Here is a 23,742-nt window from a genome sequence, read left to right as displayed (position 1 = left end):
CGTGGCGCCTAAGCAGCCCAAAACGCAGCATCAAGCGAAGTAATTCATGTCCCGACGCATCATCCCTGTTGCCGATCTCAGCGCAGTGCCGGTCATTTCCGGCCCCGTGCAGGCGCCCAGTGGCGTGCTGCACGACACGCTGGTGCGCCCGCTGCGCGATCTGCGCATCTCGGTGACGGATCGCTGCAATTTTCGCTGCGTCTACTGCATGCCACGCGCGGTATTCGACAAGGAATACGCGTTCTTGCCGCATAGCGCACTGCTCAGCTTCGAAGAAATCGAACGGCTTGCGCGGCTCTTCGTCGCACATGGCGTCGAAAAAATCCGTCTTACGGGTGGCGAGCCGCTACTACGCAAAAATCTGGAATTCCTGATCGAACGGCTCGCGCGACTCGCGACACCGGAAGGCCGCCCACTCGACCTGACGCTAACCACCAACGGCTCGCTGCTGGAGCGCAAAGCGCGCAGCCTGAAAGACGCCGGCCTGACCCGCGTGACGGTAAGTCTCGACGCGCTCGACGACACCCTGTTTCGCCGCATGAACGACGCCGACTTCGCCGTCGCCGACGTGCTGGACGGAATCGCCGCGGCGCACGCGGTGGGGCTCGCGCCGGTGAAGGTCAATATGGTCGTCAAGCGCGGCACCAACGACAGCGAAATCGGGCCAATGGCGCGTCATTTCAAAGACACGGGCACGGTGCTGCGCTTTATTGAGTACATGGACGTGGGCACGTCGAACGGCTGGAACATGACCGAAGTGCTGCCTTCCGCCGACGTCGTGACGCGCATCGCCGAGCATTTCCCGCTCGTCCCGCTCGAAGCGCACAGCGCAGCCGAAACCGCCCAGCGCTGGGGTTACGCGGATGGCAGCGGCGAGATCGGCGTGATTTCGAGCGTGACACGCGCGTTTTGCGGCAGTTGTACGCGTGCACGCCTGTCGACCGAGGGCAAGCTGTACCTGTGCCTGTTCGCGTCGTCCGGACACGATCTGCGCGCGTTGCTGCGCAACGGCGCGAGCGACGCCGATATCGCCACCGCCGTCGCCGAAATCTGGCAAAACCGCAACGACCGCTATTCGCAATTGCGCGGCAGCAGCGCAGCCGCGCCGCGGGAGCAGAATGGCCGCCGCGTGGAAATGTCGTACATCGGCGGCTAAAGTGGCCGAGCCCATGAACCCCGCACGCGAACACATCACCGGTCTGGTCCTCGCGGGCGGCCGCGGCATGCGTATGGGCGGCGTCGACAAGGGGCTGCAATCGCTGCACGGCGAGCCGCTCGCCTCCCACGTGCTGAAGCGGCTCGCACCGCAAACCGGCGCCCTGCTGATCAGCGCGAATCGTCACCCAGACGTCTACACTGCACTCGGCGCGCCGTTCGGCGCCAGGGTGCTTGCCGATACCCTGCCCGGCTTTCCCGGCCCGCTGGCAGGCCTGCTCGTCGGGTTGCGCGCGGCCGGCACCGCGTACGTACTGAGCGCGCCCTGCGACACACCCGGACTGCCCGTCGAACTCGCTGCCCTGCTCACGCAGGCACTCAGTTCGAATCAGGCCGACATCGCCACCGTCACGACCGCCGACGCCGCAGGCCACGTCTCGCTCCACCCTGTGTTCGCGTTGCTCCGCACGAGTCTCGCAGACGACCTGGCGGCCTTTCTGGAAGCCGGTGAGCGCAAGGTCCGCGCGTGGTACGCGCGCCACAAGACGGTCGAAGTCGCCTTTACCGACGAGCGCGCGTTTTACAATATCAATTCGTTACAAGAACTCGCCGACCTCGAGCGTTGCTGAGGCCCCGGTTGAAATCCCGCTCCGGCCGCACGGCAGCAGCCGCGCCCGCCCCCGGTCGCGACGACCAGCCCTTCATGACCACGCTTAACGAATTTTCCCGCTGCGTCGCGCAGTACGATCCTCAAGCGCTACCTGTTTCGGCCGCCCAGGCGATCGTCCGCCAATGGGCAACGCCCGTCACGGCGATCGAACGCGTGCCCTTGCGCGATGCGCTCGGCCGCGTGCTGGCGGCCGACATCGTCTCGCCGATCGACGTCCCTTCGCACGACAACTCGGCCATGGACGGCTACGCGTTCAATCGCGCGGCGTTGGCAACGAATGAGTCTGCGGTCGATTTGACGATCGTCGGCAAAGCGCTGGCCGGTCATCCGTTTGCGGGCCGCGTGGACACGACGCAATGCGTACGCGTCATGACGGGCGCCTGCATGCCGACTGACTGCGACACCGTCGTGCCCCAGGAGCTTGTCGAGAGCAGCGCCGATTCTGTGTCCATCCGCTTCGCGGCCAACGCCGTGCGGGCGGGCGCCAACCGGCGTCTGGCTGGCGAAGACCTCGCACGCGGCCATGCTGCGCTCCGTGCCGGCCGCATCATGCGCGCGTCAGACCTCGGTTTGCTGGCGTCGCTCGGCATTGGCGAAGTCAACGTGCGGCGGCGTCTGCGCGTCGCATTTTTCTCTACTGGCGACGAATTGCGCTCGCTCGGCGAGCCACTCGACCCAGGTTCGGTGTACGACAGCAATCGCTACACGCTGTTTGCGATGCTCCGGCGCCTGAACATGGATACGCTCGATCTCGGTGTGGTGCGCGACGAACCCGCCGCGCTCGAAGCCGCGTTGCGCAGTGCCGCAGCCAGCGCCGACGTGGTGTTGACGTCAGGCGGGGTCTCGGTCGGCGAGGCGGATTTCACCAAGCAATTGCTGCAGACGTTCGGCGACGTCGCTTTCTGGAATCTCGCGATGCGCCCAGGACGGCCGCTCGCTTTTGGCCGGGTCTGGTCCGGCGACCATTCGGGTCTCGGGCTGCCCGCGCTATTCTTCGGCTTGCCGGGCAATCCCGTGGCCGTGATGGTGACGTTCTACCAGATCGTGCGCGAGGCGCTGCTGCTGATGTCCGGCGCAACACCGCAGGCTTTGCCGGTCTTTCGCGCCGCCAGCCGCCAGATCATCCGCAAACGCGCCGGGCGCACCGAGTACCAACGTGGCGTCGCCGAGCAGAATGCGCACGGCCAATGGCATGTCACGCCAACCGGCTCGCAAGGTTCCGGCGTGCTAAGTTCGATGAGCGAAGCCAATTGTTTCATCGTTCTCGGGCACGATGAAACCGATATTGCCGAGGGCGAGCACGTCGACATCATGCTGTTCGACGGTCTCATCTGACGCCTGGCTGAACGCTTCCGTTGCGGCTTTACCCATTACCACTACGACACACGGGTTTGACTCACATGAAAAAACAGATCTCGTTCATTGCACCGGGACAGACGGCCAAAGCGCTTATCCTCGTGTACCTGACGTTCTCGGTGCCGATCGTGCTGCTCGGCGTACTGGTGGCGTTCATCCGCTATGGCTCGGTTGAACTGAGCACGGTGTTCAGCGCGCTGCTGCTGAACGCGATTCTCGGCTTCATCCTGCTATGGATTGCATGCCACGCATACAACTGGGTCGCGTCGCGCTTTGGCGGTATCGAAATCCACCTGACCGACGCGCCGGAAGAAGCGTAATGACCGCAACGATCCGCGCTGCGACGCCTGCGGATACGGGCGCAATCTTCGCCTTAACGTACGAGCTGGCCGAATTCGAAAGCCTCACGCACGTCTTCGTCGCGACCGAAGACGGCTTGCATGATGCCCTGTTCGGCGCGCGGCCTTCGATCGAAGCGCTGGTGGCGGAAAGTGAAGGGCGCATCATCGGCTATGCGCTGTTCTTCCACAATTATTCGAGCTTCGTCGGCAAGCGCGGGCTGTATCTCGAAGATGTCTATGTGCAACCGAGCCAACGCGGCAGCGGTCTAGGCACAGCGTTGATCGCCCGGCTGGCGGCACTGGCAGTCGAGCGGCAATGCGGACGCTTTGAATGGACCGTGCTTGACTGGAACAAGCAGGCCATTAACTTCTACGAAAAGATGGGCGCGACGGTGATGCCGGATTGGCGTGTCGTGCGCCTGACGGGCGAAGCGCTTGAACGACTGGCCGCGGGAGCCGCTTTCTGAGTTTGAGCCGTCCCTCGATATCCGGCCCTACTGCTCATCGGGCTCCACGCCCGTTAGCGCATCGCCGAGCAACCCGCTCGCTTCTTCACCAGGCAATGCCTCGACGTCACGCAACTTGCGGTTCATGACGCGAGTGCGTGTTTCCGCGGCTTCGATCGAACGCGTGACGGTTTCAAGCTGCGCCTTGGTCTTTGCCAGCACGTCGCCGAATTTGCCGAACTCCGTTTTAACCGCGCCGAGCACTTGCCATACCTCGCTCGACCGCTTTTCGATCGCAAGCGTGCGGAATCCCATCTGCAAACTATTAAGCAAGGCGGTAAGCGTGGTCGGGCCGGCAATCGTCACGCGGTAGTCGCGTTGCAGCAGATCTGTCAGGCCCGGCCGACGCAGAACTTCCGCGTACAGGCCTTCGGTCGGCAGGAACAGCAGCGCGAAATCAGTCGTGTGCGGCGGCGACACATACTTCTCGGCAATCGTGCGCGCCTCGGCGCGTATCCGCGCTTCGAGCGCGCGTGACGCCTCCTCCACCGCAACGGGATCGGCACGCTCCTGAGCCTCGATCAGCCGCTCGTAGTCTTCGCGCGGGAACTTGGCGTCGATGGGTAACCAGACCGGCGTGGCAGGAGCACCCGCCTCCGCACGGCCCGGCAGTTTGATCGCGAATTCGACGCGATCGGCGCTCTTCGGCACGGTCGCGACGTTCTTCGCGTATTGATCCGCGGTAAGCAACTGTTCGAGCAACGCTTCGAGCTGCACTTCACCCCACGTGCCGCGCGTTTTGACATTAGTCAGGACCTTCTTCAGATCGCCGACGCCCGCAGCCAGCGTCTGCATCTCACCGAGACCGCGATGCACCTGCTCCAGCCGGTCGGACACCAGCTTGAACGATTCGCCCAGCCGTTGTTCAAGCGTGGCGTGCAATTTTTCGTCGACGGTGCGGCGCATCTCTTCGAGCTTGGCCGAGTTGTTCGCCTCGATGTCTTTCAGTCGCTGTTCGATGGTTGCACGCACTTCGGCGAAGCGGCGATCGTTCGCCTCGGTGAGTTGGCCCAGTTGCAAGGTCAGCGTTTCGCCGAACTGCTTGAGCGTGCGCGCTTGCTCATCGCGCGCCTGCTGCGCCTGCTGCTGCAGGCTGTGACGCACCGCGTCGAGTTGCTGGGCGAAGCCGTCGATCTTGCCGCCCTGCACTGTCGTCATACTGCTGAATTGCGATGCCAGTGTTTGCTGAAAGTGCGCGAATCCACTGCTCTGCTCGGTACGCGACACGCGCGCCGTTTCGGTGATGTCATTGCGCAATTGCCGCTCGAGCCGCTCATAAGCATGCGACTGCGCATCTGCCGCTGCGTCGATACGCTCGCTGAGAATCTCGAACTGCCCGCTTTCGTCAGCACGGCTACGGCCGCGCATCAGCAAAGCCAACGCGATGACCAAGGCGACCGCCAGCACGGCAACGGCCGCCACCAGAATCATTGTCATGAACGCGCCTTGCCGATGACCTCGGGGTTGATCGGATTCGGTGGCCGCCCGGCGCGTGGCCCTTGACCCAGCGCTGCGATCAGATTGTCCGCAGCGAGGTTCGCCATGGCCCGGCGCGTTGCTTCGGTCGCGCTGGCGATATGCGGCGTCAGCACGACATTCGGCACGGTCAGCAGAGCCGGATTCAGATTCGGCTCACCTTCGTAAACATCCAGGCCCGCTGCGGCGATCTGTTTCGTGCGTAGCGCTTCGACCAGCGCCGCATCGTCGACGATGCCGCCGCGTGCGATGTTGGTGAGCGTTGCGCCCGGCTTCATTTGCGCGAGTTCGGCCGCGCCGATCGTGTGATGATTTTCCTTCGTGTACGGCAAAACGAGCACCACGTGATCGGCGCGTTGCAGCAGTTCCTGCTTCGACACGTATTGCGCGTTCAACTCCGCCTCGATTTCCGGCGCGACGCGCGAACGGTTGTGATAGATCACCTGCATGTTGAAGCCCTTCGCGCGACGCGCCAGCGCCTGCCCGATCCGGCCCATGCCGATCACGCCAAGCGTCGAGCCATACAGGTCGGTGCCAAGAAAGCCGTCATAGATCCACTTCTGCCATTTGCCCGCGCGCAGCCAGTGCTCCGATTCGGCGATGCGGCGTGCCGTAGCCATCATAAGCGCCCAGCCGAAGTCAGCGGTCGATTCGTTCAGCACGTCCGGCGTATTGGTGCCGAGCACGTTCGCCGCGTTGAACGCGGCCATGTCGAAGTTGTTGTAGCCCACGGCCATATTCGACACCACGCGCAGGCGCGGCGCCGCTGCGAGCACGGCCGCGCCGACCGGATCGCCCGCAGTCAACGCGCCGTCTTTATCCGCGAGACGGCGCGTCAATTCGGCGACGGGCAATACGTCGCCCTGATGCCAGTCGACGTCGAAATACTGTTTGAGCCGTTCGATCACATCGGGAAAGATCGGACGGGCGACGAGGATCTTCTGCATTGCAATTCTCCGAATAGCGCGTCGAGTTCAATTGCCTCGGCGTCAAGAAAACATCAAATCAGGCGTCAGAAAAACAGCCAGCCGGTGACGAGAAACAACGGAATCAGCACGACAATCGACCAGCCCAGATACGCGAAAAAGCTCGGCATGCGAATGCCGCGCGATTCCGCGATCGCTTTCACCATGAAGTTCGGCGCGTTGCCGATATACGTATTGGCGCCCATGAACACCGCCCCGGCCGAGATCGCTGCAAGCGTGCTGGCGCCGGTGGTCATCAGCGTCTGTGCGTCGCCGCCGGCGAGGTTGAAGAACACCAGATAGGTCGGCGCATTGTCGAGAAACGACGATAGCAGGCCGGTCGCCCAGAAGTACATCAGGTCGTGTGGCTGGCCGGCCGGATTGACCAGATGGACGATGCCGGCGAACGCGCCCGCTTCGCCGGCACGCAGGATCGTGATGACCGGCGCGATCGTCACGAAGATGCCGGCGAACAGTTTGGCGACCTCTTCGATCGGCGCCCAGTTGAAGTCGTTGCCCGCGCGTGCCGCACGCGGCGTCAACGCCAGAGAGAGCAAGGTGACGCCGATCAGCGCAATATCGCGCGCAGCATTCTGCAACGCGACGTGTGTACCGAAAACATCGAATACGACGTCCGACTTCCATAGTCCGCTCATCAAAACCAGCGCAATCACGGCAACGAGAAGCACGAAGTTAATCTTGCCCTCGATGCCCAGCGGCGGCGAATCCGGTGTCGGATCGAGAAAGCGCGAGCGCTCTTCTTCACGCCGATGAAAATAATATGAGTCCAGTGCATAGAACGCGACCAGCAGGACGACGCAGACGAACAGCATCGGCAACGCCAGATGCGTGGTGGTCCAGAAAAAACTGACGCCCTGGAGAAAACCGAGAAAGAGTGGCGGGTCGCCGAGCGGCGACAACGAGCCACCCGCGTTCGCTACCAGAAAGATGAAGAACACCACCACATGCACGACGTGCTTGCGGTTGTCGTTGGCGCGCAGCAATGGGCGGATCAGCAGCATCGCCGCGCCAGTCGTACCCATGATGCTGGCCAATAAGGTACCCAGTGCGAGAATCGCAGTATTCAGGCGCGGCGTGCCGTGCAGATTGCCGCGCACGCAGATGCCGCCCGCAACCGTATAGAGCGCCGTCAGCAACACGATGAACGGAATGTATTCTTCGAGCACCGCATGTACCAGCGTACCGAATGCGACACCCGTGCCGAAGGTAAGCGCAAACGGCACCAGGAACAGGAGCGCCCACGCTGCCGCGATCTTGCCGAAATGGTGATGCCAGAATGCCGGCGCGACCAAAGGAAACACCGCGATCGACAACAGCACGCCCGCAAACGGCAAGCCCCAAAGCGCCGACAAAGTCGCGCCGTCGAGCGTAGCCGCCGACGCCAGTTGAGGCCACCCTGCCAGCGTCAGTGCAGCGGCCAGCACCATGCTCGACCCTACGGCATGTCGTTTCATATTTTTGAAGTCCTTGTTATCGCAGGCGGCCGTGCGCGCCGCGAAGAGGCACCGACGCTCGCCGCGCTCAGGCACCACGTACGACGATCACATGCACCCGATAAGGCCCATGTGCGCCCAGCACAATAGTCTGCTCGATATCCCCGGTGCGCGACGGCCCCGAGACAAAATTGACCGCACGCGGAAGTTCACCGCGTTCGCTGCGGATCAGCCCGAACGCCTCTTCATGTCCTGAGACGATGCGCGAAGCCGGCACGATCGCAATGTGCGTTTCCGGCAACAAACCTGCCGATGCATAAGTTTCCGGCCCAGACAGCAGAACGAGCGTGCCGGTCTCCGCGGTCGCGCAAAAGCAGCCGGTGAGACCGACCACGTCGCCGTCTTCAGGCTTGCGAAATTCAACGTTGAGCCCGGCTTCGGCCCATTGCAGATCTTGCAGGGTTTGCCACCCGATCGCCTGCAGCGGCAAAGCGTGTTCGGTGAGGTAGCGATGCGCGGCGGAAGGCACCTCGCTCAGTGCCTCGACCGTATCGACCGTGGTTGCCATTTTCTGCGCTTCTTCGATGAAACGCGTGATCAGATCGGCCGGCATCTCCGGACGCGGACCTTGAGGATGGCGCGCCAGATAATCCGCAGCCGCCTCGCGCTCGGAAGCGGACGGCTCAGGCTCGCGCCCCTGCGCCGCACGGATGCGCGCCAGGATGTTACGGCGGGCAATCGATGTGTCCATATGCGAAATCCTCGTGTCGACAGCCGTACGATGTGACGAGGATTATACCGGCCACCCTGGGCTCGAACACCCTGGCCGAACAGCCTAGGGCGCTGTATCGGCCACGCGGTGAGCGCTGTTGCCGTAAGGTGCCGGCATTTGAATCGCACACGAGCCGCGCAAGCGCCACATTACTTCGCAGCGCTTTCCTCGGGCTGCGCAATGCCGAACACCTGACGCAGATACGCGAGATAGGCCTTGTCTTCGCACATGTTCTTGCCCGGCGAATCCGACAGCTTCGCCACCGGCTGACCGTTGCAGCGAACCATCTTGATGACGATCTGCAACGGGTTGTAGCCCAGGTCGTTGGTCAGATTGGTTCCTACGCCGAATGCCAGCTTGCAGCGGCCGCGGAAACGCTCGTACAGTTGCAACACCTTCGGAATATCGAGCGCGTCGGAAAACACGAGGATCTTGGTACGCGGGTCGCAGCGGTTCGCCTCGTAGTGCTTGAGCAGGCGCTCGCCCCAGTCGAACGGATCGCCGGAATCGTGGCGTGCACCGTCGAACAGCTTGCAGAAGTACATATCGAAGTCGCGCAGGAATGCCTCCATACCGTACACGTCCGACAGGGCAATACCCAGGTCGCCGCGATACTCCTTCGCCCACATTTCGAAACCGAAAATCTGCGAATCGCGCAGCCGCGGACCGAGCGCCTGACACGCCTGCAGGTATTCATGCGCCATCGTGCCAAGCGGCGTGAGGCTGTGCTTCATCGCGTAAAAGACGTTGCTGGTGCCGGCGAATTGCTCGCCAAGACCGTCTTTCAGCTTGAGGATCACTTCTTCGTGCCATTGCTTCGAGAAGCGGCGGCGCGTGCCGTAGTCGGCGATCTTGCAGTCGGCGAATTCCGGGCGCGCGCCCAGCAGCTTGATCTTCTCGACGAGGCGGCCGCGCCCTTCGCTGTAATCAGGCTTTTGCTGGGTATTGCGGAAGTAGACCTCGTTGACGATCGCGAGCATCGGGATCTCGAACAGGATCGTATGCAGCCACGGCCCCTTGATCTCGATATCGATTTCGCCGTTACCCTTCGGTGACGGTTCGATCGAAATGTATTTCTCGTTCAGATGGAACAGCGCGAGAAACTCGATGAAGTCGCCCTTGATGAAGCGCATGCGCCGCAGGTAGTCGAGCTCGTCGTCGGTGAAGCGCAGATCACACAGCTTGCGCACTTCATCGCGAATTTCGCTGATGTACGGCACGAGGTCGACATTCGGCGTGCGGCAGCGAAACCGGTACTCGACATTCGCCGCGGGAAAGTGATGCAACACTACTTGCATCATCGTGAACTTGTACAGATCGGTGTCGAGCAGCGAAGTAATAATCATGATGGCGCGAACTGGACTGCAGGAAAAACGGAAGGCTTGGCTCGACCAAACGCGTCAACCCATGCGCGTGCGGCGCGCCCCGTGCGCGCCGACCTGATGCATGTTACCCGAATGCGCCCGGATTCAGCGCGCCGGCGGGCGGCTCTCGCCGGACGCCATAAACTAATCACGAAAACGTATAAAAGGCATTGCCCGATGGCGTATGCGCCTCTTGACGTTACGTTACAATACCGCTTTTGGCGTTTTCGCCTCCCCTGATTCCGCATGCAGGAGCTGCCTGAATGACTCACGTTGTGACCGAAAGCTGCATCAAGTGCCGCTATACCGACTGCGTCGATGTGTGCCCGGTGGACTGCTTTCGCGAAGGTCCCAACTTCCTCGCGATCGACCCCGATGAATGCATCGACTGCGCCGTGTGCGTGGCCGAGTGCCCGGTGAATGCCATTTATGCCGAAGAAGACGTGCCGGGCGACCAGCAGCACTTCACCGAGCTGAATGCCGATCTGGCGAAGAACTGGCCGAGCATCACCAAGACCAAGGCGCCGCTGCCGGAAGCCGACGAATTCAAGGACGTGAAGGAAAAGCTGGCTCTGCTCGCGCGCTGAGCGGAGCGGCCCGTCACCTGCCTTGCCGAATCCGGCGCTAATCGAGATGAACACAGGGTATTGACAGAGGCTTAAGCTGCTTCTACAATTTCGCTTCTCTGCTGTTTGTTGTTCTGTTCCTCGATAGCTCAGTTGGTAGAGCGCCGGACTGTTAATCCGTAGGTCCCTGGTTCGAGCCCAGGTCGAGGAGCCAAGAATTTCAAAAGCCCGTTAACCAATACGGGCTTTTTTATGTAGATCAAGTTGTACTGCTGTTCCTCGATAGCTCAGTTGGTAGAGCGCCGGACTGTTAATCCGTAGGTCCCTGGTTCGAGCCCAGGTCGAGGAGCCAAAAAAATTTAGAAGGCCCGCATTCGTGCGGGCCTTTTTGTTTTGGCCTGGCGTTTTGGCCTGGCGTTTTGGCCTGGCCTGTTTCGACGCCGGATCAGGTGGTTTGAGTCGGGGGCAACCGCCTGTTCCGACCGGAAGGTAGCGCATGACCCGGGGCATTTGCACTGGCCCTCTGGCGGACACGTCGTTATACGATGGTGTTTTATCGGCGCAACTCTTTCGCGCGCCCAATCCAAACACTTATTCACGGCCATTTCATGAAATCGACCTTGTTGCGCATCACGCTCGCAGTCACTACCGCCCTGCTGCTGCCTTCGGCGCACAGCGAGGAAGTCGGCAGCGTCAATACCAATTTCCGCGTCACGGGCTCTGACCGCGTGGTCGTCGAAGCCTATGACGATCCGTTGGTGAACGTATGAGCATCTTTTAAAGTAATGGACATACCTGAATTGTTAAAAATCAAGCACATAGCCTACGTTGCATTGTCCATCATTCGACTCAAAAAAATGGACGGAAAACTTCGCCACTGTCCATTCTCTAGGCACTTTCAAGGCCGTGTCCTCGCCGCCGGACGGGCTCGCGGGCCGGGCTGCGCAAGCTCCGTCCGGCCCTAGCCCTTGAGCGTACTCATGGGCGCATCCGCGTCAAGGGTTCGCTACGCCGGGCTTCGCCCGCCCTTGACCCGAATCCACCCATTAAATACGAAGCCGCCTGGCCAGTTAGTTCTTTTCGAGCCTCTTCTTTCGAATCGGCAGCACGGTGCCTCCCCGCAAAGTAACTAGCTCCTGCTTCAAATCGAAGACTTCCTTAAGCAAACAGATTTCGCGCTCTAACGCGTCATCGAGTCGTTGCTGAAGGTCTTTCTTTTCATCTCGGACCTTTTCCAGACGCAGATTCGGCTCATTGCGCTCGGCAGTAGCACCGAGAGCGGCCTCATCAATTGCCGCAATCAACGATGCGAACTGAGGGCGCGACTTCTTGATACTACCCTTCTTACGGCCAGCCTCCACCGAGACTGTATCGTTGTTTATTTTTTCCTTTCGTTTCTTCAAACGCTCAAGCGCAGCGAAATAATCCTCAAGTGACCCGCTCATGCTAACCCCGCTCATCAATCTTGTTCAGCACGTTGCGTAGAATCTCCAACCCCTTCGTTTCAATTCGATGCTCGACCGATAACGGACTTTGCTCTCGAAGTCGCTCTACGATGATTTCTTGAGATTCAAGAACCTTTTTGATTTTTCGGGGGCTGGCAACCAAGTTACGGCAATTTTTCTCAAGGCATTCCAACGGAATCGGATTTATGGGCGGACTATCACATGACTCTGTGCTGGTGCAACCGCCCAAGACTGTCTCTCTGTAAGCTATCTCGCCCTTCTCGAACATTTTTATGGCGTGGCCTCTCGAATACACCGATACAGGGGAAAATTTAACCGCCGTGCTGTTCGCCCAAGCGGCAGCGCCACCAAACAGACGCTCGTCACTCATAAGGACATTCAATGCATATCCCAAATATTCCGACAGCGATTTCCCCGCGTTCCACTCGTTGCCGAAGTGCGATTTCGAGGAAAGTATCGACTTAGCGAAGATTGAGCCTTTTGAATAATACATCGACATTTCTTGCGTCAGATGTTGCAACTGCGCCTTCAAGGTTGGCAATGTAACGAGCCCTGACCGATGAGCATAAATCGCTAGGCTCCGTCGGAACTGATGTGTAGTAAGAGGCCACCGCTGACCAACTCGGAAATCCTCCTCTCCATCCCAATTCCGGTCCACGTCTATTTTCGCCAATTCCTCGATGTCAGCCGCTTGGATTAACGGCGAGATTCTTTCGAATAACTTATTCTTCTGATTTGGTGCAGCTTGACTTTGAAGAGCGCTATATTCGCCGTAACTACCGAATCCATGACGTGGAAAAAGCAACAACTCAAGGCCGTTCTCATCAAGAGAGTCTGCGTTCCCATTGATTGAATGTAACTCTCTTGCAAGCCGCATCGCGCAGCGAACGGCGCGCGCACCTGTCGCGTTGGTAATCCATTGCGCTCTTTTCCGCTTCCCTTTATTGAACTTGGTCGTAAAACCAACAACACAGTGATGGTCCTTTCCGCCATGGCGAAACACCGACAACGAGTTGAAGGGTAAAAATTCTACTTCTGACCTGCGCATCCCGGTATAAGCGTGAATATTTGCGCCGCACACAGCGTACACATTGGATATTGCTCCTGCCAGTTGGGTGGGCGTCGTTAAGTCCTCCCATAGACCGCAATGCCTCGCATAAACTTTTAATCGCTCGCTTGCCTCAGGTGCAATCTGTCCGGCACCCGTGTGGACTGTTTTTATAAACGCTATTAAATCGTCTAAGATAGACTCGACGATATCTAATTCCGCAGCCAATGCACTGAGAATGCCAGAATAAATGCGTGATGGGATAACGGGCGTTTGCTTCTCCGTATCTCGGAGATGCCTATCTGCCTTAACTATCGTAGAGTGCAGCGCCTTGAGAGGAATACTGACGTCGAGTTTTTCAGGAATATGAACGAAACTGGCCAACATCCCATAAAACTCGACCGCTGAACTAGGCTTTTTCTTGATGAACATCAACCCGAATTCAACGTCATTTATCGCCTCATAAAGGGTGAGCCCGGCCGTGGATGCCTCAATGGCAAAAGCTCTCGCTGCGTAGTATTTTCCTCTAAATGTGTTTTCTGCCGGCAGCTCTTCCCCCTCTTTATGTAGCATGAGATAAAGAAGGGTTTTTAATTGAAGCAAAGAAGTACGGTCTGCGACACCGAGTTTTGTGACCGTGGAGAAATCCACCGTTTTCGTCCAGTTCGAGTTACCTCTCAGCGCCGATAAATTCCACACACCGTGGCCAAACAGACTCCTCACGGATTCCTCGGCAGCCATTATCGGCGTATCGGCATCGGGGTGCCAAAACGACGGAGAAACCTCTAGTGTCGTGGTTGGAACTATAAGGGCGGAGATATTCATAGAAGACCTAAAACGGCTAGTTGTTCAAGTTTTGCGGCCCAAAATGGGTCTAAAGCTTCGTCCTCGTCTACTTCGCGCGTTACTCGCTCGACAAGCTCAGCGTTTATTTCTCGAAGCTCCCCGAGCAATGTTTCAATTCTCTGCAAAGTCCTAATAATGACGTCTTCGCCTCCGTTCGTACCAAACGTTACGTTCAGACTGTACCGGCAACTTACTATCTTTCTAACGTCAATTTCATCAGCGTGTATTCGGTACTTCCCACAAAATAGGCAACCCTCACTAGAGTCGCACTTCGGCACTATAGGAGTATCTGTCGCGATGGGAACGGGATTTAGATAATCTGTACATTTGCCGACACCGCTTTCCAGAGCATCGCCTAGACCCTGAGAGGCACGAACAATCGTTTCCTCCAAACTGACGAGATACTGGCCCATCTCAAGCGCGTGGTTGGCCTCCGAGCCGTTTGAATACGAACTCAGGGCTGTTTGCAACGAATGCCCCATAATGGCAGCGGCAACCTCGGGGGTGGCGTGTCGAATTAGATAATCTTGCTTGGCTGCACGTATTTTTCGCAGACCCATTTTAGGCAGAACAATCCCAAGGCGCTTCACTCTTCGCTTAAGAAACGTTTTGAACCAACCGTTTGGAAGCGGTGCGCCCTCGCCGTTCGAATCGACAAACACAAAAAGACTAGCGCACCCCTTTTCTTGCATAACATAATCGCGCAAGTCGAAATATCGCTGTAGATAGGGAAGGAATCTGAGAGATATCGACGCGGTGATTTCTTTCCCACCCGCACGAAATTTCATGGCTCGGAAACTTTTCCGAGTGACCGCCCCATTTTTTAAGTCTTCTCGCAAGGTTTCAGAAAAGTCGAGTCCTTGTAGGACTGACTGATTAAGACCTGTTTCGAGTGCAAACAGCGCTGCAAACGCCAGACAGCCAAACGACGCCAAGCTAAGTCGCTCCGCGTGATGTTTCTTAGTGTTCGATTCATTTAGAATTCGTTCAGCATCGCGAAGCGCTTTATGAGCTGCGCTACTTGGATTTTTGCTGCTAGGCGCGTATATACTTTTAATCTCCTCGACTGTCCTAAGCGAACCAGTATTTGCGTTCCACGCAGCTCCGCCTCGGACTCCGGACAATGTGCTAGCACTTTTCCCATTAGGAAAATGCCAAATTTGCCTCGATTCTTCTCCATCAAAAATGGCAAAACGCACGGGAAACGGTTCAAAATAGACGACAGTTTTACTAGCGATATCGAAAACTTCACTCATACAGGCTCTAAACGATTTTAATGCGCCTTCATCCGGGGCACGCGTGGGTGTCCCCCTCTGCTGGCGAATTGGCCTGAAAGTTCTACAAATTCTATCGTCGTAATATTCCCGCGCGATTTCCAACAAATTCGCCTGATTCAGTGATGCTGTTTTGCTGGAAATTTTTTCGTTTGCGACGTCGACAGTCAGCTCGCGACAGAAATCTAAAACTGCTGCTTCACTGACGTCGCGCTCAATCCATACCAGAGCCCCTCTGTTCCTCTCGTCAAGCCAGTCCATGAAACTGACCAAGGTCCTATATTGGTGGAACAAGCTAATCGCGCTACAACCTTTACCGCGCATAATTTGGCTTAGAACCTTTGCTAGGTTGGCAATTACTGCCACCCGAGGTGGAAAGAAGCTTGCCTCGTCTATTGGCCAATCAGCTGGCTTGCCGATTCTCTTTTCCCGCCTCAAATAGGCGAAAGTCCAAATATGCCCGAGACTCTCGGAACCCTCAAACTTCATCGCCAATCGTTCTGGATTAGATACTTCAAGGTCGGTAGAAAATGGCACTTCTACAATGATTAGCTTACCTGGCTTCATACCCGGCCTCCGACAGTGCCTTCTGCCAGTTTTTGTAAATATTCGCTCCAGCCGCTATCTGCGGCCTCCGCCATTTGCAAAATTTGACGATAGTCGAGATATTTATTTGTCGTGTCGACGCTGGAATGCCACATCAGCCCGGCAAGTTGTTTCATGAGGAAATTTCTTCCTTCACCGCCTGCTTTGATACGGGCGGAATTGAAGTCGACGAAATTCATGCCGAAACTGGCTCGCAAATCATGAAAGCGATAGGAATAGCGTGGCCGATTCAACTTCTTCCTGACTAGAGGAATGACCTGTCGACGAATGTAACCCCGAAGCGATTGGCCGAGTTTTGTTCCTCGTTTCTGCAAGCCCTTCAACCTAAGCTTGTGCCTATCCTCGATAGATTCATAAAAAGGCAGCCCGTGCTGAGTCAGAAATAGGTACTGCTCGTCGTCATCGAGACCATTCTTAATACGTCGAGCCTGAGCCCGAGGGCTGTTAACGTACACGTGCAGGCGTTCATATAGATACATAGGAACGTGCAACGTCCCCGCCTTATTCTTCTTAGTATCAATTCCGGTCCCGGGGCCGCAGAGAATACGAACTTCGTTACCGTTGATTTCGTGCGGGGGCGTCTTTACGTGTTTTACCCGAAATGTAAGAACTGTCTGTTCCCGTCCGCCAGTAAGCAGCGCGAGTAGATGTATGAGAGTTATCTCCGTATTGCCTAAATCCGTCAACGACTCAAGAATTGCTCTCTGTTCCGTCATGGGCAAAGGACGAAGTTTCCCCCCGTCGTCGATGAGCTCTTCCCACGGGTCCTTGGCTTTAGGTACCTTAATAGACACGTCTGTCGTGGTTACCGTTTTTGAACGGTCGGCGCCGAAATCGTCCTTAAACACAACGGCGACCCCACTCTCGACCCAAGGCGGGTTTTCAGCAACAAGCACTTTGCTGGCGATGAGCCAATTATAGAATCTGATGACCGTGGCCATCCGTCGCTTCGCCATTGAAACGGCGATTTTTTTCTTCCGGATAAGATGCTTTAATTCGGCCGAGTACAGATAGGTCGGTCGATTGAATTTTCGAGGACCGAACGATAGCCAATCAAGGTCGTCTTCTTCGCAAAATCTTCGGAAAGCGGCTAGGTCCTCCGCTTTTGTTCCGAGCGACAGCGTATTCGGTTCTGTCGACAGTTCAGCTTGCTCGATTAGATAAACATTAGCTTCTGCCCAAGGACTCCCGTCCGAATTAAGAACAATGGGAAACCTTGGATAAATCCCGAGAGACCAATTCGGGCCTCCATCCCTCCGCTTCTCGCCGGGAAGTCGAACAGGATTTCGATAATACGTAACAGTCTCCGTCTTGCCATTGACTGTGACCTGTTCAGAACCTCGCTCCGGTGTTTCCGTGGCAAGAGAGAGGCTCAAGCTTGGCAGAGTGATGCGTCGGGCTTCGCCCATTTTTCAAATGTGGTTGTTAAGGCGTGTCCATTTTAATAAAAGACGCAAATTTTGTCAATCGAAGAAAAGATGCTCGTGTCCAAGGCGTGACCTGCTACGTGTCGCGGGCGCGCACCGGCGGCGTCAAGGGCACGCTCGGCATCGCCGAAGATCCGACCGAAGCGTCGATTGCCTGCCGTCAGGTCGGCGCGATTCATTTCACGGGGCCAGTGAAACAGCAGGCCGACGTGTTCTCCGTGAGCATGTCGCTTATCTTCAAATCGCTGCATGTGGTGCGAGTAGTCGACGCGAAGCGCAACACGCTGGTCTACATGACATACAGCGACAGGGTCGTCAGCGGCAGCGCGAAAAACAGCGTGAGCGCCGTGCCGATGCCGGCCGGCACGACGATTCCGGTCAAGTGATCGCCGTTCGATGGCAAACGCGCTGCGCAAGAAGCACCGGCCATGAGTAACGGCAGCGGCAGCCGCCGCGGCGCGCTACACTGACCGGTCACGCCTCGCCGGACCGCCGAAACGCCAGACTTCAACCATGCCCGCCCATCGCTTCCAGGATTCCGCCCGCTACTGGCGCACGCCGCTTTTGCCCGGCGCGGACCTGCTCACGGCCGAATACCACGATCACGAGTTCACGCCGCATTGGCATGACGCGTACACGATTCCGGTGATCGTCGCGGGCGCTGAGGGTTATCGGTATCGCGGCGCGGACTATGTCGCCGAGGCAGGCAGTGTGCCGATCATCAACCCAGGCGAGTTGCACACGGGGTCCAAGGCCGTCGAAGCAGGCTGGCGGTATCGTGTGATGTACGCGCCCGTGGCGTTCATCCACGAGCTTGCCAGCGAGATCGCCGGCAAGCCGCAAGCGTTGCCGTGCTTCGCGCCCGGCGTGATCCGCGACCCCGATCTGGCGCGGCGACTGGCGCGCGCGCACTGTCTGCTGGAGGCCGGCGACGATCCGCTCGCCGCAGAGGCCGCGATGCTCGACGCGCTGTCCACCTTGCTGGTCCGCTACTCGCAAACGCAGCCGGAAGCGTCGCGCCTCGCCGCCGACGACGCCCGCGTCGCGACAATGCAGGAGCGCTTGACGGGCGACCTCGCCGAAGCTGTCACGCTGGCCGAAGTCGCCCGGGCAGCGGGCCTGTCGCCCTTTCACGCCGCCCGCCTTTTCAATCAGGCCACCGGCCTGCCGCCGCACGCGTGGCGCAACCAGGTGCGTCTGCAACGCTCGCTTGCACCGTTGCGTGCGGGTGTCTCCGTGACGGATGTCGCCGCAGCCAGCGGTTTCACGGACCAAAGTCATTTCACGCGTCATTTCCGGCGCATGTTCGGCGTGCCGCCGGGACGCTGGCAAGGCAGCTGAGGCAACGCTCACAACCGCCGCAGAGCGCTTGCCGCCGACTATTCACCCTCTGCGCCAGTGACGCGCGATCGACTGCGCAGCCAGGCCACCCAGAAGCCGCCTACCCTATTTGCGCGCTATAACCAGGTTTGCTCAACCTGCGTCTACCCGCCCCCCGTCCGCGCGACCCACCGCAAGAACGTACAAGCCCCGCCCACCGCCACTCGCTATGCTTCCCGAATCAAGGAGGCAAGATTGACCCATTCCAACCCCGGCCAGCCCGCAAGCCCAGGCCACTTAAAAGAATTGACCGCTGGTGCGCGTGACATCATCCCGATGATGGTCGGCGCGGCGCCCTTCGGCGTGATCTTCGGCACCCTGGTTGCATCCGGCCCGCTGCATCTATGGCACGGGCAACTGATGTCGCTCGTCGTGTTCGCCGGTTCCGCACAATTCATTGCGCTCGGCCTGATCGCCGGCCACGCGAGTTTTGCGGTGATCTGGGCGACCACGCTCGTCGTCAACCTGCGTCACGTGCTGTACAGCGCAACGCTCGCGCCACACGTCGCGCATCTGTCGGCACGTTGGCGCTGGGCGCTCGGCGCACTGCTCACCGACGAAGTCTTCGCGGTAGCGTGGGAACACTACCGGCATCGAGAACCCGGCACGGTCGGCCCGCATTATTTCTTCGGCGCAGGTCTGGCCATGTATCTGAACTGGCAGATCTGGACCGTCGCGGGCCTGCTGTTTGGCGCGGCCTTTCCGGGCCTGCAGTCGCTCGGGCTTGATTTCGCGATGGTCGCCACCTTTATTGCGATCGTCGTCCCGCAGCTTGTCGCGCTGCGCTATATCGCGGCGGCCGTCACCGCAGGCACACTGGCCTTCTTCTGGCAGGCGTGGCCGTACAAGCTCGGCCTGCTCGGCGCCGTGTTTGCGGGCGTCGCCATTGGTGTATTGCTGTCGGTTCCGCGATTTGGGCGAGGTACGCGGGGGAATCGCGAAACGCCGCGCGCAACCTCGCAGGAGCCCCCGAGGGAAGCCTCGCGGAAAGTCTCGCAGGACGCCGTGCAGGAAACTGTGGAAGCGTCACGATGAACTATGTCGTTCTGATCCTCGGCATGGCTGTCATTACCTGGGTGATCCGCGCCGCCGTCTTCGTGCTCGGCGACCGGCTGGTGTTTCCGCCGCTCGTGCGCACCGCGCTCGGCTTCGTACCCGTCACTGTACTGACCGCGATCATCGTGCCGATGGCGGTATCGCCGCACGGCACCAGTGCCGAATTGACCTGGCGCAATCCGCAACTGGTCGGGGCGCTGGCGGCCATCGCGGTCAGCACACTGACACGGCGGCCGCTTCTGACCATCGCGGTCGGCCTGACGGTCTTTTTTGTATGGCAAGGCGTCGTGCTCAAATAAGCGAAACGACCGGTATCCGCCCAGCGGGGTGGCCGCATTTCTGGCGGCCGTCACGCCGGTGTCGCGACGCCCTGCGCACTGGCGCCGCCTCGCACAAGCGGCGCCGAGCATGTTGCTTGCGCGTCGCGCTCAACCGGGCGGCGCCGAAGCGGGCCTCTAAACCGGTCGTCAATCGGTCACCGCCCCTTAAGTTTCCCTTAATTCCGCCGATATGAAGTCGAGGTCCGCGAATCGGGATACGTCCCGCTGACTACGCGGCAACAGACAGGCATCAACCGCGCCGGCATTTGGCCTTGCGTCGCACAGGGTCCGGGTGCGTCCGGATGACAGACGAGGGCGCGCGGCAGGACCAACGGGATAACAGATGGGTCAAATCACCCTCACACTCAAAGACGAAACCATTGCGACGCTGCGCAAGGACTTCGACGCTTTTCTGCGGGTTTCGCTGAAGCTCGATCCGCAGTTCGCGACGCCGTCGTTTGAGGATTTTCTGCGCGCCAAGCTGCTCGACAGTATGGTGCCGCTGACTGAACACGCGGTTCGGCGGATGTTGCAAGGTGGCCAGTACGCGTGGGCGAAACGCACGCTGGACAAGGAATTCCCGGACGTCGTCGCGATTCTGATGCGGCAGGCGGGAGAATTCGGTTTCGGCTTTGCGGCCCGCTCGGAATGGACGCCGGAAGAGCTCTCCAAGCAGTGCCACGACTGGGCGGCGACCATCGTCAAGGAAGCGGAAGGCGATGCGGTACTAGTCGATCCGCTCGCGGCGCAGATCAAGAGCGCGGTGCAGGACATTCAGGCGCTCGAAGAAACCATGCAGACACCGGCCTGGCGGCTGGTGGAATCACTGCGCCAGCGCGTCTACGAAGCCAAAGTGGCATGCGAAACAGGCGTGGGCAGCACCGCGCGCGAAAAGCTCGGCGAACTACGTGGCCTGTTGCGCCTGGGTATTTCGCACGGCTCGTTCCAGAAGCAGGAAGCGCAGCAGATCATGGAGTACCTGCGCTTGCTGAAGCCGGAGATTTTCATCGAAGAACCCTATGACGTGTTCTCACGTTGCGCCGCATGGTTGCGCAATTTCTTTGTGCCGCCGCGTCCGGCACCGCAACAGCAATCACAGCAACAACAACGGCGGTCGCGCTAAAACCAGTCGGCAGCGGCTAGCCGCAACCGCGGGTGGCCGCAATAGTCATCGAAGCGCAGAAGAAGAGGTCACAAAGGGAGCTGGATCGCGCCCCACCCCGCATCACCGCTTCAATCCCACATCTTCCTGAGCCTGGCCCCAATCTCTATCTTCGCCTGCGCCGCCGCGGCCAGTCCCGCCGCAGTCGGGGCGATCGGCACCGGCACGCGCGGCCAGGCGTAGGCGTCGAACAAGGGCATCAGATGCGCCGGAATGAACCGCGTACGCGACGCCCACACGTGACGGTCGCCCATATGGGTCTGGTTGTGCACGTAAAAACGCTGCGGCACGACGATATGCAAGTCTTCCTTGGCGCGTGTCATCGCCACGTATAACAGGCGCCGCTCCTCATCGATTTCCTCCTCGCTGCCGGTGCCGAGGTCGGACGGAATGCAACCGTCGACGCCATTCAGCACGAACACATTGCGCCACTCCTGCCCTTTCGCCGAATGAATCGTGGACAGGATCAGGTAGTCCTCGTCGATCAGGGGCACGCCCGACTCGTCGCTGGTGGCGTCGGGCGGATCGAGCGTCAGTTCGGTGAGGAAGCGTTCGCGCGACGCATAGGTGCCCGCGATGCTTTCCATCTGCAGCACGTCTGCATGACGGATCGCCGCGTCCTCATGATTGCGCTCGAGATGCGGCTCGTACCAGCGCCGCACCATTTCGAACTCGGCCGGCCACGGCGTCTGGCGCCCGTACACGCTCGACATCAGCTTGACGAACGGATGCCAGTCTTCCTGCGCGCGAGCGGGCGGCACAAAGGCGGCCAGCGCGCCCCCGGCGCTATGCGTGATATCGGACAGATTGCTGGCGGCCCGCGCCACGACCTCGTCCAGCACCTTCGCGGCGGTGGCGGGACCGACGCCCGGCAGCAACTGCACGACGCGAAAACCAGCGACACGGTCGCGAGGATTCTCCGCCCAGCGCAGCACGGCGAGCACATCCTTGACGTGCACCGAGTCGAGGAACTTCAGGCCGCCGAACTTCACGAACGGAATGTTGCGCCGGGTCAGTTCAATCTCGAGCGCGGCGCTGTGGTGGGCGGCGCGAAACAACACCGCCTGCGACTTGAGCGTCATGCCCTGCTCGCGTGCCTCCAGCACCTGTTCGACGATGTAGCGCGCCTGATCCGCTTCATCGGCGACCGTCACCAGGCGCGGGCGTTGCGCCGAAGCCTTGTCGGTCCACAGATTCTTCGTGTAGCGCTCACTCGCAAGCTCGATTACCGCATTCGACGCCGCCAGAATCGACCCGGTGGAGCGGTAATTGCGCTCGAGCGTGACCTGTTTGGCCGGCGGGTTGAAGTGCGCCGGAAAGTCGAGAATGTTGCGCACGGTCGCGCCACGAAACGAATAGATCGACTGGGCGTCGTCGCCGACCACGGTCAGGCCACGGCCATCGGGTTTCAGCGCAAGCAGGATCGACGCCTGCAAGCGGTTGGTGTCCTGATACTCGTCGACCATGACGTGATCGAAGCGCGCCGACAGATCGGCCGCGATCGCCTGCTCGGCGGCCATGTGCGACCAGTAGAGCAGCAGGTCGTCGTAGTCGAGCACGCTCTGCTTCTGCTTGGCTTCGACGTACGCGGCGAACAGCATGCGCAGATCGGCTTTCCACTCGCGGCACCAGGGGAACGCGCTGTTGAGCACATCGGCGAGCGACGCACCAGTGTTCACCACGCGAGAGTAAATCGCAAAGCAGGTGCTCTTGGCCGGAAAGCGCCGCTCTTTCGCCGACAGGCCTAGCTCGTGGCGCACGAGATTCATCAGATCGGCGGAATCCTCACGGTCATTGATCGTGAAGGTGGGCGCGAGGCCGATCAGGTCCGCGTATTCGCGCAACAGCCGTGCGCCGACACTATGAAAGGTGCCCGACCACGTCAGCCCCTGCGCCAGCGCGGCCCGCGACCCGAGCGCCGCACCGGCGATGCGCGCGGCGCGGCGGGTCATTTCGAGCGCGGCGCGGCGGGAAAAGGTCAGCAGCAGGATGCGGCACGGATCGGCGCCCTTCACCACCAGATTGGCAACCCGGTGCGCCAGCGTGTTGGTCTTGCCGGAACCGGCCCCCGCTATCACCAGCAGCGCGCCCGACGGCGCGTTGGGATTGTCGGCGCCGTATTCGACGGCTTCGCGCTGGGCGTCGTTGAGATTTGCCAGCCAGGCGGCGCTATCGGTACCGGAATCGGACGGCGGCGGAGATTCAGCGACGGAGAGCACAGTGGATTCGGGCCTGAGGTGGAGTTGACGCGGCGACGCATACTGTATATCCATACAAGTATCGGAGACAAGCGACCCTTTTTTCGTCTTTCCACTGCCGGCGCCACGGCCCCGCAGAATCATCGGCGCCGCACTTTGTGGAGCGCGTCGAGCGGCACTGTCAGGCGCCCTTCCTTCTGGCGTGGCAATCGGGCACCGCCACAGCAGCGGCGTAAAGCGAGCGCAAAAAAATGACCCGGGCGCACACGCGTACCGGGCCACTTTCTTCGACGAGGCATAGCAAGGCGCCTGCGACGCCCTGCTTTAATTGACG

Annotated in this window: 20 protein-coding genes, 2 tRNA genes and 2 pseudogenes; 14 read left to right on the top strand and 10 right to left on the bottom strand. The window is 59.6% G+C overall.

The annotated features are described in order from the left end of the window. The first annotated feature begins 46 nt into the window (after positions 1 to 46). From moaA to ACUN0E_RS25290, 5 genes are all read left to right on the top strand, one after another. Positions 47 to 1,156, top strand: a complete 1,110-nt coding sequence (gene moaA, locus ACUN0E_RS25310) for a GTP 3',8-cyclase MoaA (protein ID WP_408222236.1) — start codon at positions 47 to 49, stop codon at positions 1,154 to 1,156. Between the two features lie 13 nt (positions 1,157 to 1,169). Continuing rightward, a complete protein-coding gene (gene mobA / locus ACUN0E_RS25305; RefSeq protein WP_445568308.1) occupies positions 1,170 to 1,784 on the top strand; it encodes a molybdenum cofactor guanylyltransferase MobA in 615 nt (204 codons plus the stop codon). 74 nt (positions 1,785 to 1,858) lie between these two features. Next, positions 1,859 to 3,160 (top strand): molybdopterin molybdotransferase MoeA, encoded by a 1,302-nt coding sequence (gene moeA / locus ACUN0E_RS25300; protein WP_445568307.1) that lies wholly within the window; start codon positions 1,859 to 1,861, stop codon positions 3,158 to 3,160. Positions 3,161 to 3,225: 65 nt separating this feature from the next. After that, entirely contained in the window at positions 3,226 to 3,501 is a 276-nt protein-coding gene (locus ACUN0E_RS25295) for a hypothetical protein (RefSeq protein ID WP_064268466.1), read from the top strand. After that, positions 3,501 to 3,989 carry a GNAT family N-acetyltransferase gene (locus ACUN0E_RS25290; RefSeq protein WP_445568306.1) on the top strand — a complete coding sequence of 163 codons (489 nt, stop codon included), beginning with the start codon at positions 3,501 to 3,503 and terminating at the stop codon, positions 3,987 to 3,989. Before ACUN0E_RS25295 ends, ACUN0E_RS25290 begins: the two co-directional genes overlap by 1 nt. A gap of 27 nt (positions 3,990 to 4,016) precedes the next feature. Here the strand turns inward: ACUN0E_RS25290 and ACUN0E_RS25285 are convergent, their stop codons facing one another. From ACUN0E_RS25285 to pncB, 5 genes are all read right to left on the bottom strand, one after another. Continuing rightward, complete coding sequence (locus tag ACUN0E_RS25285; protein ID WP_445568305.1) at positions 4,017 to 5,465, bottom strand: DNA recombination protein RmuC; 1,449 nt, start codon at positions 5,463 to 5,465, stop codon at positions 4,017 to 4,019. Next, complete coding sequence (locus ACUN0E_RS25280; protein ID WP_445568304.1) at positions 5,462 to 6,451, bottom strand: 2-hydroxyacid dehydrogenase; 990 nt, start codon at positions 6,449 to 6,451, stop codon at positions 5,462 to 5,464. The genes ACUN0E_RS25285 and ACUN0E_RS25280 overlap by 4 nt, the downstream gene beginning before the upstream one ends. Positions 6,452 to 6,516: 65 nt before the next feature. Further along, complete coding sequence (locus ACUN0E_RS25275) at positions 6,517 to 7,944, bottom strand: sodium:proton antiporter (RefSeq protein WP_408222248.1); 1,428 nt, start codon at positions 7,942 to 7,944, stop codon at positions 6,517 to 6,519. Between the two features lie 67 nt (positions 7,945 to 8,011). Continuing rightward, positions 8,012 to 8,674, bottom strand: coding sequence for a LutC/YkgG family protein (locus ACUN0E_RS25270; protein WP_445568303.1), 663 nt, complete (start codon positions 8,672 to 8,674; stop codon positions 8,012 to 8,014). A gap of 170 nt (positions 8,675 to 8,844) precedes the next feature. Then, on the bottom strand, positions 8,845 to 10,041 hold the full coding sequence (pncB, locus tag ACUN0E_RS25265; RefSeq protein ID WP_408222252.1) for a nicotinate phosphoribosyltransferase: 1,197 nt from the start codon (positions 10,039 to 10,041) through the stop codon (positions 8,845 to 8,847). Positions 10,042 to 10,322: 281 nt separating this feature from the next. Between pncB and fdxA the strand changes: the two genes are divergently transcribed. The 4 genes and pseudogenes from fdxA to ACUN0E_RS25245 all read left to right on the top strand — a co-directional run. Next, positions 10,323 to 10,646, top strand: coding sequence for a ferredoxin FdxA (gene fdxA, locus ACUN0E_RS25260; protein WP_325047648.1), 324 nt, complete (start codon positions 10,323 to 10,325; stop codon positions 10,644 to 10,646). A 117-nt stretch (positions 10,647 to 10,763) separates the two neighbouring features. After that, positions 10,764 to 10,839: transfer RNA gene (locus ACUN0E_RS25255), tRNA-Asn, on the top strand. A gap of 62 nt (positions 10,840 to 10,901) precedes the next feature. Continuing rightward, positions 10,902 to 10,977, top strand: a tRNA-Asn gene (locus ACUN0E_RS25250). A gap of 256 nt (positions 10,978 to 11,233) precedes the next feature. Next, a pseudogene (locus ACUN0E_RS25245) lies at positions 11,234 to 11,386 on the top strand (CreA family protein); the annotation flags it as partial. 309 nt (positions 11,387 to 11,695) lie between these two features. Here ACUN0E_RS25245 and ACUN0E_RS25240 read toward each other — a convergent pair. Genes ACUN0E_RS25240 through ACUN0E_RS25225 form a run of 4 tightly spaced genes read right to left on the bottom strand, consistent with a single transcriptional unit; the run spans position 11,696 to position 17,274 of the window. Next, entirely contained in the window at positions 11,696 to 12,070 is a 375-nt protein-coding gene (locus ACUN0E_RS25240; protein WP_445568302.1) for a hypothetical protein, read from the bottom strand. 1 nt (position 12,071) lies between these two features. Continuing rightward, the gene (locus ACUN0E_RS25235; protein ID WP_445568301.1) at positions 12,072 to 13,964 is read right to left on the bottom strand and encodes a hypothetical protein; all 1,893 of its coding nucleotides are present in this window, start codon (positions 13,962 to 13,964) and stop codon (positions 12,072 to 12,074) included. Further along, a complete protein-coding gene (locus ACUN0E_RS25230; protein WP_445568300.1) occupies positions 13,961 to 15,826 on the bottom strand; it encodes a hypothetical protein in 1,866 nt (621 codons plus the stop codon). Before ACUN0E_RS25230 ends, ACUN0E_RS25235 begins: the two co-directional genes overlap by 4 nt. Further along, the gene (locus ACUN0E_RS25225) at positions 15,823 to 17,274 is read right to left on the bottom strand and encodes a site-specific integrase (RefSeq protein WP_445568299.1); all 1,452 of its coding nucleotides are present in this window, start codon (positions 17,272 to 17,274) and stop codon (positions 15,823 to 15,825) included. The genes ACUN0E_RS25230 and ACUN0E_RS25225 overlap by 4 nt, the downstream gene beginning before the upstream one ends. A 23-nt stretch (positions 17,275 to 17,297) precedes the next feature. On the opposite strand from ACUN0E_RS25225, the gene ACUN0E_RS25220 reads away from it, so the two are divergent. The 5 genes and pseudogenes from ACUN0E_RS25220 (at position 17,298) to ACUN0E_RS25200 (ending at position 21,171) form a co-directional block, all read left to right on the top strand. Next, the gene (locus ACUN0E_RS25220) at positions 17,298 to 17,678 is read left to right on the top strand and encodes a CreA family protein (RefSeq protein WP_445568298.1); all 381 of its coding nucleotides are present in this window, start codon (positions 17,298 to 17,300) and stop codon (positions 17,676 to 17,678) included. Positions 17,679 to 17,805: 127 nt separating this feature from the next. Continuing rightward, positions 17,806 to 18,633, top strand: a complete 828-nt coding sequence (locus ACUN0E_RS25215) for an AraC family transcriptional regulator (protein ID WP_445568297.1) — start codon at positions 17,806 to 17,808, stop codon at positions 18,631 to 18,633. Positions 18,634 to 18,867: 234 nt separating this feature from the next. Further along, positions 18,868 to 19,623: pseudogene (locus ACUN0E_RS25210) on the top strand (AzlC family ABC transporter permease); the annotation flags it as partial. A gap of 80 nt (positions 19,624 to 19,703) precedes the next feature. Beyond that, positions 19,704 to 20,027: an AzlD domain-containing protein gene (locus tag ACUN0E_RS25205; protein WP_445568296.1), complete on the top strand. Its 324-nt coding sequence runs from the start codon at positions 19,704 to 19,706 to the stop codon at positions 20,025 to 20,027. Positions 20,028 to 20,391: 364 nt separating this feature from the next. Next, positions 20,392 to 21,171, top strand: coding sequence for a DUF4088 family protein (locus ACUN0E_RS25200; RefSeq protein WP_408222262.1), 780 nt, complete (start codon positions 20,392 to 20,394; stop codon positions 21,169 to 21,171). Positions 21,172 to 21,281: 110 nt separating this feature from the next. Here ACUN0E_RS25200 and ACUN0E_RS25195 read toward each other — a convergent pair whose 3' ends face one another. Next, positions 21,282 to 23,483, bottom strand: coding sequence for an ATP-dependent helicase (locus tag ACUN0E_RS25195; protein ID WP_445568295.1), 2,202 nt, complete (start codon positions 23,481 to 23,483; stop codon positions 21,282 to 21,284). Between the last annotated feature and the right edge of the window lie 259 nt (positions 23,484 to 23,742).

It is taken from the genome of Paraburkholderia sp. D1E (assembly GCF_052682275.1).
Note: the sequence above shows the minus strand (reverse complement) of the source record. Positions and strands in the feature narration are given on the sequence as shown.

Bases quoted from the DNA above. Each gene is read 5' to 3' on its own strand.
- moaA (WP_408222236.1), top strand. From the start codon at position 47: ATGTCCCGACGCATCATCCCTGTTGCCGATCTCAGCGCAGTGCCGGTC.
- mobA (WP_445568308.1), top strand. From the start codon at position 1,170: ATGAACCCCGCACGCGAACACATCACCGGTCTGGTCCTCGCGGGCGGC.
- moeA (WP_445568307.1), top strand. From the start codon at position 1,859: ATGACCACGCTTAACGAATTTTCCCGCTGCGTCGCGCAGTACGATCCT.
- ACUN0E_RS25295 (WP_064268466.1), top strand. From the start codon at position 3,226: ATGAAAAAACAGATCTCGTTCATTGCACCGGGACAGACGGCCAAAGCG.
- ACUN0E_RS25290 (WP_445568306.1), top strand. From the start codon at position 3,501: ATGACCGCAACGATCCGCGCTGCGACGCCTGCGGATACGGGCGCAATC.
- ACUN0E_RS25285 (WP_445568305.1), bottom strand. From the start codon at position 5,465: ATGACAATGATTCTGGTGGCGGCCGTTGCCGTGCTGGCGGTCGCCTTG.
- ACUN0E_RS25280 (WP_445568304.1), bottom strand. From the start codon at position 6,451: ATGCAGAAGATCCTCGTCGCCCGTCCGATCTTTCCCGATGTGATCGAA.
- ACUN0E_RS25275 (WP_408222248.1), bottom strand. From the start codon at position 7,944: ATGAAACGACATGCCGTAGGGTCGAGCATGGTGCTGGCCGCTGCACTG.
- ACUN0E_RS25270 (WP_445568303.1), bottom strand. From the start codon at position 8,674: ATGGACACATCGATTGCCCGCCGTAACATCCTGGCGCGCATCCGTGCG.
- pncB (WP_408222252.1), bottom strand. From the start codon at position 10,041: ATGATTATTACTTCGCTGCTCGACACCGATCTGTACAAGTTCACGATG.
- fdxA (WP_325047648.1), top strand. From the start codon at position 10,323: ATGACTCACGTTGTGACCGAAAGCTGCATCAAGTGCCGCTATACCGAC.
- ACUN0E_RS25240 (WP_445568302.1), bottom strand. From the start codon at position 12,070: ATGAGCGGGTCACTTGAGGATTATTTCGCTGCGCTTGAGCGTTTGAAG.
- ACUN0E_RS25235 (WP_445568301.1), bottom strand. From the start codon at position 13,964: ATGAATATCTCCGCCCTTATAGTTCCAACCACGACACTAGAGGTTTCT.
- ACUN0E_RS25230 (WP_445568300.1), bottom strand. From the start codon at position 15,826: ATGAAGCCAGGTAAGCTAATCATTGTAGAAGTGCCATTTTCTACCGAC.
- ACUN0E_RS25225 (WP_445568299.1), bottom strand. From the start codon at position 17,274: ATGGGCGAAGCCCGACGCATCACTCTGCCAAGCTTGAGCCTCTCTCTT.
- ACUN0E_RS25215 (WP_445568297.1), top strand. From the start codon at position 17,806: ATGCCCGCCCATCGCTTCCAGGATTCCGCCCGCTACTGGCGCACGCCG.
- ACUN0E_RS25205 (WP_445568296.1), top strand. From the start codon at position 19,704: ATGAACTATGTCGTTCTGATCCTCGGCATGGCTGTCATTACCTGGGTG.
- ACUN0E_RS25200 (WP_408222262.1), top strand. From the start codon at position 20,392: ATGGGTCAAATCACCCTCACACTCAAAGACGAAACCATTGCGACGCTG.
- ACUN0E_RS25195 (WP_445568295.1), bottom strand. From the start codon at position 23,483: ATGGATATACAGTATGCGTCGCCGCGTCAACTCCACCTCAGGCCCGAA.